This window comes from Priestia aryabhattai B8W22 (genome assembly GCF_000956595.1).
Lineage (GTDB): Bacteria > Bacillota > Bacilli > Bacillales > Bacillaceae_H > Priestia > Priestia aryabhattai.
Map to the genome: position 1 here is coordinate 95508 of NZ_JYOO01000004.1, position 11690 is coordinate 107197.

Genomic DNA, 11690 nt, shown 5'->3' on the forward strand with positions numbered 1-11690 from the left:
TTGAAATCATACAAAAATAAAAAAGGCAGGATTTCTCCTGCCTTTTTGCATATGTAATTTCTCTTCACTATGTCAACTCAGCGCTTTTAGCAAGCATAAAAGCAGAGATACTAAACAAAACAATCAATAAAGAAGCGGCATGTAACAGTAAAAAAAGAAATTTTTGGCCGCCTTTAATGAAGAACGAATAAATCATTCCTAGGATTGTTGCTAAGATTAAAAGTGCTGCTGCTATTTTAATTACTATAGCAAAGAAAGCTCCAGCAAATACAATTGACGGAATAAAAGATGCTACAATAATGATATACAAAATCAGTGTAGCAATAAAAGCGGTTTTTGATACGTTTGAAGCCCGTTTAAACAAATTCCCCATATAATCTCCTTTCACATTTTAAAACTGCATCTTTTACTATAATACATGTGCTTAGAGGACACAATTAACTTTTTAAAAGTGCTCATCACTTAAGCTTTATCGCCAATGATATCCTTTATATTTTTGAGATCTTGTTTGCTTAGTTTATCAAATGTTGTGGCTGTTTTTTTGTTTGAATTATTTATTGATAAATAGCCTTGAGGAACGCTTTGTAGTCTTTACTTCAAAATCAATTCATACTAAAATTCTCTCTTTTGGTAGATAGACAGCCCAATAAAGTAAGAAGTAATATACATCACCATTCCAAAGAGGGTATACAAGATAGGAACATGCAAAGAAGAAGCGATCGGTAAGCTTGATGCCACTAATATCTCGACTAAGTACCCAACAGCTCCCTGTAAAGCAATGGCAACGAAAAAGCCACCCATTCCCCCTCCAAGTACAATGCCGTCAGATTTCTCTGCTCCGAATACGTAAAGAAGCGGATAAGCAAGTGCACCAGCAAAAAGTACGATAAATGTACCAAACGAAACGATATTTACTATATCCTCTACTGCACTTTTGGAAATGATCGAATACATAGAAAAAACCGCATAAGATAGGATGGTTCCGCTGACGACAATTAAAAAGTAAAAAACATAGTGACTTTGCACCACATTTTTTCGGCTAATCGGAAGAGTAAGCACGTATTTGTCATAGCCGGTTTTACTTTCTAGTTTGATCACTTCAAGCGCTGGCATTGCCATCAATAAAATAATTAACATCGCTATAATACGGTAAAATGAAGGGTTCGCAAAATAAAAAATGACCGCAGAAATAACTATGGCAAGCGCTGTGTACGTCAAAAAGCTTCGTTGAATGAGGTAGTAGTTCGTTAACAATAGACCTCTCTTTTACGGTTCACTCCTTGTTAAAAGCACGCTTAGTTCTTCCATCGACATCGCTTCAGTTACAGTTCCTTCTGGCAGTTGATGCTTATCGGATACGAGTACACGGAAAGATTTATCATACGTTCTTTTTGCTACTACTATGTCTTCTGGAAGTACGTTCAGCTGTTCTTCATTCATAACGGCAATTGCATACTCCTGAAAAACTTTCTCTTTTTCTTCATTTAATAAAATCTCACCGTTTTTAATCACAACAAGGTGGCTCGTGATTTTTTCGACGTCGCTCATAATGTGCGACGAAAGCAATATTCCGCTGTTGCCATCGCTGACAAATGCTTTTAATTCATCTAATATTTGCTCTCTAGACGAGGGATCCAGTCCTCCTGTTGCTTCATCTAACAGCAATAATTTAGCACGGTGAGACAGCGCTACAGCTAGAGATAATTTCATCGACATGCCGCGTGAAAACATATGTATTTTTTTATCTTCCGGTAACGAAAAAGAATGAATCAATCGGTGAAAATCAGCTTCTTCCCAAGAATTAAATAGCTTCTTAAAAACGTTGTTTAGCTGTTTGATTGTTAAAGAAACCGGCAGATTAATCGCGTCAAACACGACTCCAATATCTTCTTTAATCGTCGCATCTTTATTTAAATTGTCTTCACCAAATATTTCGACAGTACCGCTATCTCTCGAAATCAGTCCTAACACTGCTTTAAACGTCGTAGATTTCCCCGCTCCGTTATCACCAATAAATCCAACAATCGATCCAGGGGGTACACTAAAAGAAACATCTTTTAAAACTTCATTTTGGCCAAACGTTTTTGCCATGTTTCTAACTTCTAAAAGATTTGTCATGTACTCACTTCACTTTCTCTATTAGTAGTTAGGCACAACCCTAGAATCCAACTCATTTAGTTGCTTTGATAACGCACAAAATCACCTTTTATTTACAAAAATGACTATTCACTACCAATTATAGCTAGGAAACTACAAAAAGTCGATGACAGCCTCAAGGTTTGCTGCCCTTTCGTTTGGTTTTTATGACCGTAATATGTATGACAACATCTACCTGTACTATTCTTGACTTACCTTTTTACCCAAATCACAAATAAAAAAAGGATCTCCCATAAAAGATCCTTTTCCTTCACTATAATGGATGACGCTGCTTTTTTTCTTTTTCACTTAATACGTAGTCTGTTATAAAGCCAAGAATAAGTCCAACGGCTACCGGTATTAAACCGCCTTTTGTTTCTATTTGAAAATTTTCCGGTTCATTTACATAAATCCACCGAACTGACAGTAACGAAATATGAAATGTATTGCCGATAAAAAATAAAATTGCTATGGTGCCAATTGTTATGCCGAATGAAAGAATATATTTTTTCACCGTACCCCCTCCTTTCAATAAAAGGCTGCTCCTAGCAGAGCAACCTTTTAATTTATTCATTTTGCTTCAAGCACTGCCTTTTCTTGAAAAACCTTCTTTAATACAAGAGACTGAAAAATCATAAACAAACTGCCTGTCATCCAGTATAAAACGAGACCAGACGGTGAAAATATCCCAAATGAAAGCACCATGACAGGCGAAAGAATTTGAGATAACACTGCGTGCGATCGATTCATTCCTGCTACATCCTTTTGCGTGACTCTTGTCTGCAAATACGTAGCTAATGCTGCGGCGATTGGAAGAATAAAATACGGATCCGCATGTCCTAAGTCAAGCCATAAAAAAGATGATGCGCTAATTTCATCTATTCGTCTAATCGCGTAGTACATAATTGAAAAGACCGGAAGCTGGACAAGTAAAGGAAGGCAGCCCATAAGAGGAGTGGCTCCATTTTCTTTAAGCAGTTCCATCATTTCACGCTGATATTGCTGCTGACTCTCAGGATCTTTATCTTTGTACTTATCTTTCAGCTGTTGAAGCTGAGGCTGTATACGTTTATTGCTCAGCTGATTTTTATATTGAAGAACGTTTAAAGGAGCCAGCAACATACGTACGCCAACCGTCACAAGCATAATCGAAAAACCAACACTTTGATGAAGCCACGTATTTCCTATAAACAAAATGAGCAGCGAAAAAGGGTAAATAAAATAGTGATCAAAAAAGTGAGTGTGCGAACTTTGAATCACGTTTGCTGAATCACAGCCGGCAAGTAGACAAATAGAAACGCCAATCAGCAAAATTATTTTTTTATATTTTAACATCTGTATTCCTCCAGTATTTTTTTAGTCAAACGAAAAAAATACTGGCGAATGCGGACCTTCATCATCTTGTTCACCTATTGCTTCTTGTCTGTGAACAGAATGTATAAACTTAAATTTGTAATACACGCAGCATATGAGATTCTGAGCGCATAAAAGATTTACGTTTTGTATAAGATACATGTCTTTTTGCTGCAGACAAACATGCTTATGTATTGTTTGAAATGTAGCTAGTTTAATAGCAGCATGTACAAAAAATGCCGTCATAATCGCAAATGATACATACAGAAAAGCATCCGGTATAAACAATTCCATTTATTCACATCCTTATGGATTATTGTATCATATTTTCCTTAATTTAGGTTAATTAATTTTATGGCGCAGAATCTGCTATCTCAGTAAATATACTCTACAAAGCCGATTTCCTTATAGGAACGTCAAAGAATAAGTTTCTTTTTGTACATATCATCCTACGTTTAATAAAACGACGCATAGAAAATATACAGAAACACATATAATTCTAAAAATTTCTACTTTCACTAGTAAAAAGGATATTATTCCTTTTTATGGTATAATCAAAAAATATCATTCATAGGGAGTGAATTCGTTGGAAACTAACACAAAACTTCAAGTAAACACCAACTCTATTGTTTCTCTAACTCTAGGTATCGTATCTATTTTTATTCCAATCATCGGGTTTATTACAGGTATTATTGGAATTATCTTCTACAAAAAAGCATCAAATCAAATAGCTGCTACCAATCAAAGCGGTAAAGGACTCGCGATTGCTGGGCTGATTTGCAGTATAGTAGGCGTGATTTCTCAGCTGTTCTTTGTATTGGGAATTATTACGTTTATGTTTGCAGGAACGACAGTTGACTATGAATAAAACAGGTCAATTAAAAAATGCAAGAAAATCGGGGTGTAGATAGGATTATTTAAATTTCTATATGAAAGAATAAAAGCTTGATTTTCGACTATCCGAAAATCAAGCTCTTGAAATTCAAGCGTTAACTATGACTCATTGTTATTACCCCTATATCTTTTAATGTAACTTGCAAAGGAGAATAAAAAATTAAACCTATCGTTGAATCCAAAATAAAAGAAATAGTAATTGTTTTACTTACTTTATTACTAGTAATCTCTGTGTTGATTAACTGTTCTAGCTATTTTAATAGTACAGAAATAAAAACGTTCACCTCAAAATGTTATGATAACGGCGGAGAAGCCATAGTAGAAATACATAATTCAATTACCAATGACTATTCTTTTGAATGCAAATAAATGAGTTAAAAAACAGCTGGTCACTTAACAAGCTTACTTAAAAGAGGGCTAACGATTTAGCCCTCTTCTATACGTTAAAATATAGACAAATTAAGTCAATAACAAAGGAGTTTTTTATGAAACATGTCATATTAGGCATCTGCGTATTTGTATATGCCGTACTACTAGACTATCTAAAATATAACTATGGTCTTAACCTTATAGGAAAGGTGCTAATCCTGTCTGTTTTAACTGGTGTTACGTATAAAATTATCGAAAAGATATACGAGAATGGAGCTGCTACACCAAAGGATGAGGAGTAACGTTAAGTCAGCTTACTATTTTAATTGTTTCTGCAGCGTGCTTACTAAAGGTTCTCTAAATGAAAATCTTTTTTAGTATCTCTTATGTATCTGCTATGAAAAAAGATTGCCGATGAAGATAATAAATCCTGTTACTAGAATTAATCCAGCACTAATTACCACCGTTAGAATACTTCTTAGAGCCGATGCCCAATTGTTTATTCCAAAGAACCCTGCAATGCCGACGAAAAATAGAATCATTGCCAAACAAAAATTTATATTAAATAACGCTGGGTGATTAAAAGCGATAAAAAAGAACACGACGCACAGTAACGTACACACAAATGACCAAAAGTTGATAATTCGTTCCATTTCAATTAAACTTCCTTTCCCTTTAAACTCTGCAGATTTGAAATCCTCTTAAATCATTTATTTCAAATCTGTTTTTAAACGCTGCAGGAAAATTTCGCAAACTTCGGTTTGAATAAACTGCTTCTTCAAACTGCACAATAAATATTCTAGTTCAAATTCCTGATAAAAAATTTTAGTCACATACATTTTTAATTCTTCTAGCGTAGGTGGTTCTGACGCATATAGTTTATCTAACGAAAGGTTAAATTGAGAGAACAGCTGATCATTTTGATACCATTCGAAAATTTCTTCACCTTTTATTCGGCAACTAAACACACCTAGTATTTTTAAGAATGCCTTCACTTGATTTTCTTCAAATTCATGATCAATCGCAAACATAAAAAAAGGGTGTTCCTCTGCGTTAATCATGTGCTTCATGAGACTCATTTGATATTTTAATAGCTTTACTTCTTTTACGACATCCAACTTCTTCCCATCTTTCTTTTAAAAATGATACTACTATACTCTGTGAATTTTACCATAATATAGTAGATTTAATAAACCGTTTATAAAAGTATGACTTTGTAATTAATAGAATAATGAGGTATATTATTGTAAATGGGAATAATTTCATAAATTGAAAGTGAGGATATATATGGGCTTATTAATAATTGCTGCTATTATCACTTTATCTGTTATCTTGGACTACTTTATTTTTGACTATGATGATAAACACTGGGGCTGGTTAAAAAAAGCTTCTAAACCAGTTAGAAGAAGTGTTATTGGCTGTTACTTGCTTATGTCGTTTATTATTTATTTTGGTTTGAGTCTTCCGTATATTAAACCTTTTTTATAAATATCAGTCTGCTTAAACTGGTTAGCCTATAACTCTTACCTAAAAGTTACAGGCTAACCCACTCATTTCAACACCACTATAAATTGTTTGTCTTCAAATTTGAACATTTCCCCTAATTCATAGATATACTTCTTTTTGTCTAATTTATAATACTTTCCAAAATATAGCGTTTTCAAGTTAATACTCATATCTAGACTTGAATCTTTTTCTTCCGCTTCATCTCCGTCCAAGCAAGAATATAATTCAATGTAACACCCCTCTATAAGGTGTTCTTCAATATAAGTAAACAACTCTCTTATTGATTTAGAATGTGCATCACAAGATAATTCATAGATATATGGCAAGGTAAATGCATGCTTTATCTCGCTATACCCGTCAGTTAAACGATTGATACGAATACCGTACGCATCTTCTTCTTTTTCATAGATTGTAATTAGCTTATCTTTCTTTTGATTTCGATTAAAAGGAGAAAATTCGGGTAAAGACACCAGCGTTTCTTTTGTGCCAAAACTTCCTGTAGGCAATTCATAGGGAGACCCTATATAGTGATGTATCGTCATATTCGTCACTTCGCTTTCTCTTTGCTTATGTAAAATACTATTACTCTTATTAAGATTACATACAAATACAAGAAAAATATGTATAATAAAATCAGGGAGTGACAACATGAAGAAACTACTGCCTTTTCTATTTTCAGCCGCTCTTTATTTGTATGACTCTTCATACAATCATACTGTTTTTTTACATAAACCGGTTGTTTCTGCGTTTTTATATGCAGCAGCTATTTTAGTCTGTGCACTATTATTTGTAAATGTTAAAAAAGATCGAGCTGTTTAAACAAGGAGATTACTATGAGCTATAAAATTGTATTTTTTGACGTGGATGGAACCCTTACTCATCACGAAAACGGGACTGTTTCCGCTAAAACTCGAGAGATTATAGAAAGTTTAAAGTACAAAGGATTAAAAATCGTAGCCGCTACGGGAAGGCCTTTATCTCTCTGTAAAGAAATTAAAGAATTAGGTATAGATACGTTCATTACCGCAAACGGCGCGTTTACTGTACATAATGAAGAAGTCATTCATAAGCTGTCCATGGATAAGCACGTTGCGCGCGAAGTCTTTGAATACGCAGCCTCGCAAAATCACGGTCTTTCATTTTATACAAAAGAGCTCAGCATGAACGGTGTCAAAGATGATAATATTTTAAAAGCACTAAAGGAAACATTATCGCTCAGTAATTATCCTCAAATGAATGAGCGTATTTATGATGAAGACATTTATTTAATGTGCTTGTATGGGGATGACAGAACCGCCGAGCAGTATGCACAGCGGTTTCCTCAGTTACTATTTAAAAGGTGGCACCCTTATGTCGTAAGTGTGCTTCAAGAAGAGATCACAAAATCGGTAGCTATCCTGAAGGTCTTAGACTATTTTAACATCCATCAATCCGAGGCTATCGCATTCGGAGACGGAGAAAATGACATCGATATGATAGAGTTAGCCGGCCTTGGAATTGCGATGGGCAACGGATCTGATAAGTTAAAAAAATCCGCAGATTTTGTCACGAAGCAATCGGGTGAAGACGGGATTGAGTTTGCCCTTAAAAAATTTAAAGTCCTATAGAAAAAAAGCATGCCTAGATACTTATCTAAGCGTGCTTTTTTCTTTCCATAAATGCTTCAGGATTTAGCTCCTCCGATTGAATGACAATGGCAGTCATACCTTCTTCACTTCCAGAACTGTGCCATTCTCCTTTTCCCCACAGTGCCGCTTCTCCACGTTTAATAGGTATTCGTTTTTGATTCTTTCCTGTTACCCATCCTTCACCTTCGACTACGATAAATAACTGAGGTATAGGCGCTTCGTGATATCCTACTGTTCCTTCTCCTTCTATATACATATAACCGATAGTAGCTGCTTCATTTGTTTGTGCCATTTTTACGTAAGTAGCTAAATGCGACTGATATTTTTCTACTTTTTTGCCTTGTTCTTTGCTGCATGTATAGATTTTCAATGTTCATAACCTCTTTTTGTTTAGTTAAATTCGGGTTCACTCCATGATTACATATTTTGCTTATTTTTCTCTAAACGCTCTTTGACTAGCTTTTTAAACCTATGAGGATCATCTACGCGAATGACGACCTGCTGGTATTTCTTTTTGATTCCCATAAAAAGCGTTGCTTCAATTGGAGACTTTAGTATTAGTAAAAGATCAGGATGAACAGTTTCAAAATCGCGTGCCATAAATTCAATCGTGGTGTTAGGTACTTTTTGTTGGAGGATGTGAGTGTCTTCTATTATTTCTTCAATATCTTTAAAAGAGATTTCCATACGCTTGGCTAAGCCAAAAGAAATGTATAGACGATCATCTTCCACTCGTAAAGGGTTAAGCCTTAATGCTTGAATGTCTCCTATGAAGAAAACAATGCTATAAATATTAAGGATCAGTAAAACGATTGAAAGAGTCATAGACGTATTGTGCAGCAGCCAATGAAGCCCTAATGTTTCAATGACAATTGCGTGAATAATCATAATTTGAAACGTAATAAAACTGGAGCGTTTATACAGAGTAAACGTATTCCCTTCAGTACTCGGCTGCTTCTTCCACGTTCCAAACGCATAGTAAAGCATTAGCATTTCTGAACAAAGTATGTGTATAAAAGCGTGTTTGGGGAACTTTTCGTTTACAGCCCGCGAAAAGGAAAATAAAAGCGGTAAAGAGTTTGATTTGACTCTTTTCAAAATAGGCGGTACGTTTTTAATTAGCATAAACAGCAGTGAAAGTTCAAATAAAATGAGTACTCCTTCTATTCCAACACCTAGCCACATAACCGACTGAAAAGAAGCCAAGTATTCACTCGGAATGATAAAACGCGCAGTAATAAGGCCTGTAGCCATTAATACAATAAAGTACTTTAGACTGAACTTACGCTGCCAAGCTAAAAACAAGAGCGGAGCCACAAGGCTTAAGTCTACAATAGAACCTACTACTACTCCGTTGAGATCAGCAGGCAAAGACTGAAGTCCAAAAGAAGAGTGATACAACACGTAATTTGAACTTATGACTAACAGCAGTAAAAAAAGAGCGACAAAAGAAACTATTTTTTTATGAAGAACCAAACAACCCACCTCACGTTTAGTTGGTGAAAAACAAAAATTCCTGTTACTTCCATTTTACCAATGAAGTTGATTTAAGTCACTTTGTAGCGTGACATTGTGTTATAAAATCATTTTTTTCACCAATTATTTTATACAAATAATTTACAATGTAAAAAGATTTTGACATTTTTGGAACTGATGCTACAATAATAAATGTAAAATACTTTTTACATTTATTAATAAGGAGGAGTAAAATGGATTGGGTTAAAATTGTGTATTCATTCATCCTGTTAGTTTGCGGAATTTTGATTTTTATTTCATCATCTTCGCGAAAAGGTGACGAAAGAAAGAAGTTTATCAGCACGAAGGCTCAATCGTATTCATTTATGATCGTTATTGGTGTACTAATTTTAGATGTTGTAGAGTCCATTTATCGGACTTTTCAAGGGAAAAGTTCTTATAATGGCAATGGCATTTCCCCGCTAGTGTTTCTAACGACGATTTCAGTTGTATATTTAATAACGTTTCTCACGTACAGAAAAAAATCCGGTGATTAAATGAAAGATCACAAGTAAGAAATAAAGAAGTTCAGCTCATCTTTCCTGATGAAACGATAAATATAGCCTTACTTTATAATTAGCTTTTAATACAGCCTCTAGATGACATACGACAGTAAATCAGCTTGTTATAAGTGTTTTTGTTAACAAGGAATAACTAGACCTCCTACTGAGGTTTTTTTTGTGCACTCTTAAAATAAAACATTTCCCGGAACTAAAGTCAGGAAATAATATTATAAAACGTTGAGCCCATTAGCATTTTCTTATTCTCTATTCTTTTTTTAAGTAATTCAATAATTCTATTGTTTTGTTTGACGATCGTTCTTAGCATTGCTTCTAATGAACACAAAGTGATAAAAACGACTATAAATCCTACAGTGGCTATAAATATAAAAGACTTCTCCCCTTTTTAAAACAATTAACCATATACGCCCTACATCTCAAAAAAACTATGTCTTTCCACTTTGCACACTCTAAGCGAAAACGTTTGATACCATTCTTTTTTTCCTTTGTGCTGCGCTGCGCGATGGGCTGAGTTTTCTTTCCACATTCTTATTGATTCTAAGGAATCCCAGTATGAAACGGTAATGCCTAAATCTTGATCTCTGGCACTTTCTATTCCTAAAAAGCCTTTTTGTTTAGATGCAAGCTCCACCATTTTATCTGCCATTATTCCGTAACCCTTCTCGCCTTCTGTTCTTTCAGAAGCAAAAATAACGGCATAATAAGGCGGTTCGGGGGTTTTAGCAATTCCAGGCATCTTAATTTCCTCCTTTAAATAAAGTCTAATTAATAACAAAAAGAGTCTAATGTGAAGACTCTTTTACTCTTGATACGTAGAAGCTACTACTTTATATGTTTTCACTTTCGCTAGTTCTTTATCAGGGATTTGCGATGAAGTAGCGTCAAAAGAAATAGATTTTCCAGGAGTCAGCTGCGCCTCTTCCGATTGAAATGTAGTTCCTATAAACTCATTGTGTTTTCCATATAAGGCTCCACCAACCAGAATATATTCAGTAGATTCTTTGGTATTGTTTGTAGCTGTTCCTTTGATATGTAGGATGTGATTCTCTTTTTCCTGACTCATTGCGTCGCCTTTAATTTTCAAGCTCTGTACATTACTTGCAGGTTTTATCGGATTAATCTTGACCTTTACATTATATGTATCTGGTTCTTTATTAATAATTCCTTCCGCTGAAATGTACCCTTCCTCGCCCGGCTTTAGTACATAGGGAGCAAGATGAACTTCGGGGTCACTTGGAATAATATGCGGATCAAGGACTTTTCCAGTTTTGTTTACATATTTTATTGTTGTATCGTTTACATTAAGCGTTTTGTCACTTTCATTTTTTATAACCGCAGAATAGCTCAGTACGTGATTATGAGTGATCGAATCTGTAAGTGTATAACTTTTTTCTTCTACTATTTTTATTTTTTCATCTTTTGTTTTCTCTTTCTTATGCTGGGCATTGTCCGTTTCCTTGTTGCATCCAGCTAGAATGAACAAGAATGCTAAGAGTATTCCTAGAAGCAGTCTTACTTTCATGATGATTCCTCCATTTAATACTATTTTTTTCACAAATTCCATTATAATACTTTTTTGGATTTATCTAAAGGGAATTTCACACCTAATTAGAATTTACTAAAACTACAATTAGATAAATATTCCATTTATATGATATAGTTTTTATATGCAAGTAATAAATAAATAGAAATGGAGTTTCAACATGAGGCGCATAAGCAAGATAACAAAAGATAACAATAGGAACCATTACAATCGTTTTAGCGCTGG

General features: G+C 34.6%; 19 protein-coding genes. 6 read left to right on the forward strand and 13 right to left on the reverse strand.

Going from position 1 to position 11690, the window contains the following annotated elements; translation table 11 throughout:
- Positions 1–67: 67 nt before the first annotated feature.
- From N178_RS04490 to N178_RS04515, 6 genes are all read right to left on the reverse strand, one after another.
- The gene (locus tag N178_RS04490) at positions 68–373 is read right to left on the reverse strand and encodes a hypothetical protein (protein WP_045290813.1); all 306 of its coding nucleotides are present in this window, start codon (positions 371–373) and stop codon (positions 68–70) included.
- 239 nt (positions 374–612) lie between these two features.
- Positions 613–1254, reverse strand: coding sequence for an ABC-2 transporter permease (locus tag N178_RS04495; RefSeq protein ID WP_045290815.1), 642 nt, complete (start codon positions 1252–1254; stop codon positions 613–615).
- 12 nt (positions 1255–1266) lie between these two features.
- Positions 1267–2118 carry an ABC transporter ATP-binding protein gene (locus N178_RS04500; RefSeq protein ID WP_045290817.1) on the reverse strand — a complete coding sequence of 284 codons (852 nt, stop codon included), beginning with the start codon at positions 2116–2118 and terminating at the stop codon, positions 1267–1269.
- Between the two features lie 292 nt (positions 2119–2410).
- Positions 2411–2650: a hypothetical protein gene (locus N178_RS04505; protein ID WP_045290819.1), complete on the reverse strand. Its 240-nt coding sequence runs from the start codon at positions 2648–2650 to the stop codon at positions 2411–2413.
- A gap of 56 nt (positions 2651–2706) precedes the next feature.
- The gene (yidC, locus tag N178_RS04510) at positions 2707–3471 is read right to left on the reverse strand and encodes a membrane protein insertase YidC (RefSeq protein WP_045290821.1); all 765 of its coding nucleotides are present in this window, start codon (positions 3469–3471) and stop codon (positions 2707–2709) included.
- A 21-nt stretch (positions 3472–3492) separates the two neighbouring features.
- Positions 3493–3783: a hypothetical protein gene (locus N178_RS04515; RefSeq protein WP_045290822.1), complete on the reverse strand. Its 291-nt coding sequence runs from the start codon at positions 3781–3783 to the stop codon at positions 3493–3495.
- Between the two features lie 292 nt (positions 3784–4075).
- On the opposite strand from N178_RS04515, the gene N178_RS04520 reads away from it, so the two are divergent.
- Both N178_RS04520 and N178_RS04525 read left to right on the forward strand, forming a co-directional pair.
- Positions 4076–4357, forward strand: a complete 282-nt coding sequence (locus tag N178_RS04520; RefSeq protein ID WP_045290823.1) for a DUF4190 domain-containing protein — start codon at positions 4076–4078, stop codon at positions 4355–4357.
- Between the two features lie 511 nt (positions 4358–4868).
- Positions 4869–5054: a hypothetical protein gene (locus N178_RS04525; RefSeq protein ID WP_045290825.1), complete on the forward strand. Its 186-nt coding sequence runs from the start codon at positions 4869–4871 to the stop codon at positions 5052–5054.
- A 93-nt stretch (positions 5055–5147) separates the two neighbouring features.
- Here the strand turns inward: N178_RS04525 and N178_RS04530 are convergent, their stop codons facing one another.
- Together N178_RS04530 and N178_RS04535 are read right to left on the reverse strand one after the other, a co-directional pair.
- Positions 5148–5405 (reverse strand): hypothetical protein, encoded by a 258-nt coding sequence (locus N178_RS04530; RefSeq protein ID WP_045290826.1) that lies wholly within the window; start codon positions 5403–5405, stop codon positions 5148–5150.
- A 57-nt stretch (positions 5406–5462) separates the two neighbouring features.
- The gene (locus tag N178_RS04535) at positions 5463–5870 is read right to left on the reverse strand and encodes a DUF1878 family protein (RefSeq protein WP_045290828.1); all 408 of its coding nucleotides are present in this window, start codon (positions 5868–5870) and stop codon (positions 5463–5465) included.
- A 169-nt stretch (positions 5871–6039) separates the two neighbouring features.
- On the opposite strand from N178_RS04535, the gene N178_RS04540 reads away from it, so the two are divergent.
- Positions 6040–6240 carry a hypothetical protein gene (locus N178_RS04540; protein WP_045290830.1) on the forward strand — a complete coding sequence of 67 codons (201 nt, stop codon included), beginning with the start codon at positions 6040–6042 and terminating at the stop codon, positions 6238–6240.
- A gap of 62 nt (positions 6241–6302) precedes the next feature.
- On the opposite strand, the gene N178_RS04545 is transcribed toward N178_RS04540, so the two are convergent.
- Positions 6303–6800 (reverse strand): hypothetical protein, encoded by a 498-nt coding sequence (locus N178_RS04545; RefSeq protein WP_045291061.1) that lies wholly within the window; start codon positions 6798–6800, stop codon positions 6303–6305.
- Positions 6801–6906: 106 nt separating this feature from the next.
- On the opposite strand from N178_RS04545, the gene N178_RS26905 reads away from it, so the two are divergent.
- Both N178_RS26905 and N178_RS04550 read left to right on the forward strand, forming a co-directional pair.
- On the forward strand, positions 6907–7077 hold the full coding sequence (locus N178_RS26905) for a hypothetical protein (protein ID WP_169746654.1): 171 nt from the start codon (positions 6907–6909) through the stop codon (positions 7075–7077).
- Between the two features lie 14 nt (positions 7078–7091).
- On the forward strand, positions 7092–7865 hold the full coding sequence (locus N178_RS04550; protein ID WP_045290832.1) for a Cof-type HAD-IIB family hydrolase: 774 nt from the start codon (positions 7092–7094) through the stop codon (positions 7863–7865).
- A gap of 25 nt (positions 7866–7890) precedes the next feature.
- Here the strand turns inward: N178_RS04550 and N178_RS04555 are convergent, their stop codons facing one another.
- Together N178_RS04555 and N178_RS04560 are read right to left on the reverse strand one after the other, a co-directional pair.
- Entirely contained in the window at positions 7891–8256 is a 366-nt protein-coding gene (locus tag N178_RS04555; protein WP_045290834.1) for a cupin domain-containing protein, read from the reverse strand.
- A 47-nt stretch (positions 8257–8303) separates the two neighbouring features.
- Positions 8304–9362: a hypothetical protein gene (locus N178_RS04560; RefSeq protein ID WP_045290836.1), complete on the reverse strand. Its 1059-nt coding sequence runs from the start codon at positions 9360–9362 to the stop codon at positions 8304–8306.
- A gap of 233 nt (positions 9363–9595) precedes the next feature.
- Here N178_RS04560 and N178_RS04565 point away from each other — a divergent pair, with 233 nt between their 5' ends.
- Complete coding sequence (locus tag N178_RS04565; protein ID WP_045290838.1) at positions 9596–9898, forward strand: hypothetical protein; 303 nt, start codon at positions 9596–9598, stop codon at positions 9896–9898.
- A 433-nt stretch (positions 9899–10331) separates the two neighbouring features.
- Here N178_RS04565 and N178_RS04570 read toward each other — a convergent pair whose 3' ends face one another.
- Positions 10332–10658, reverse strand: a complete 327-nt coding sequence (locus tag N178_RS04570) for an antibiotic biosynthesis monooxygenase family protein (RefSeq protein ID WP_045290840.1) — start codon at positions 10656–10658, stop codon at positions 10332–10334.
- A gap of 63 nt (positions 10659–10721) precedes the next feature.
- Positions 10722–11444, reverse strand: a complete 723-nt coding sequence (locus tag N178_RS04575; RefSeq protein WP_045290842.1) for an FxLYD domain-containing protein — start codon at positions 11442–11444, stop codon at positions 10722–10724.
- Positions 11445–11690: the final 246 nt, after the last annotated feature.

Coding starts and splice junctions, on each gene's coding strand:
- N178_RS04490 (WP_045290813.1), bottom strand. CDS start 373: ATGGGGAATTTGTTTAAACGGGCTTCAAACGTATCAAAAACCGCTTTT.
- N178_RS04500 (WP_045290817.1), bottom strand. CDS start 2,118: ATGACAAATCTTTTAGAAGTTAGAAACATGGCAAAAACGTTTGGCCAA.
- yidC (WP_045290821.1), bottom strand. CDS start 3,471: ATGTTAAAATATAAAAAAATAATTTTGCTGATTGGCGTTTCTATTTGT.
- N178_RS04515 (WP_045290822.1), bottom strand. CDS start 3,783: ATGGAATTGTTTATACCGGATGCTTTTCTGTATGTATCATTTGCGATT.
- N178_RS04525 (WP_045290825.1), top strand. CDS start 4,869: ATGAAACATGTCATATTAGGCATCTGCGTATTTGTATATGCCGTACTA.
- N178_RS04530 (WP_045290826.1), bottom strand. CDS start 5,405: ATGGAACGAATTATCAACTTTTGGTCATTTGTGTGTACGTTACTGTGC.
- N178_RS04540 (WP_045290830.1), top strand. CDS start 6,040: ATGGGCTTATTAATAATTGCTGCTATTATCACTTTATCTGTTATCTTG.
- N178_RS04545 (WP_045291061.1), bottom strand. CDS start 6,800: ATGACGATACATCACTATATAGGGTCTCCCTATGAATTGCCTACAGGA.
- N178_RS26905 (WP_169746654.1), top strand. CDS start 6,907: ATGAAGAAACTACTGCCTTTTCTATTTTCAGCCGCTCTTTATTTGTAT.
- N178_RS04550 (WP_045290832.1), top strand. CDS start 7,092: ATGAGCTATAAAATTGTATTTTTTGACGTGGATGGAACCCTTACTCAT.
- N178_RS04565 (WP_045290838.1), top strand. CDS start 9,596: ATGGATTGGGTTAAAATTGTGTATTCATTCATCCTGTTAGTTTGCGGA.
- N178_RS04570 (WP_045290840.1), bottom strand. CDS start 10,658: ATGCCTGGAATTGCTAAAACCCCCGAACCGCCTTATTATGCCGTTATT.
- N178_RS04575 (WP_045290842.1), bottom strand. CDS start 11,444: ATGAAAGTAAGACTGCTTCTAGGAATACTCTTAGCATTCTTGTTCATT.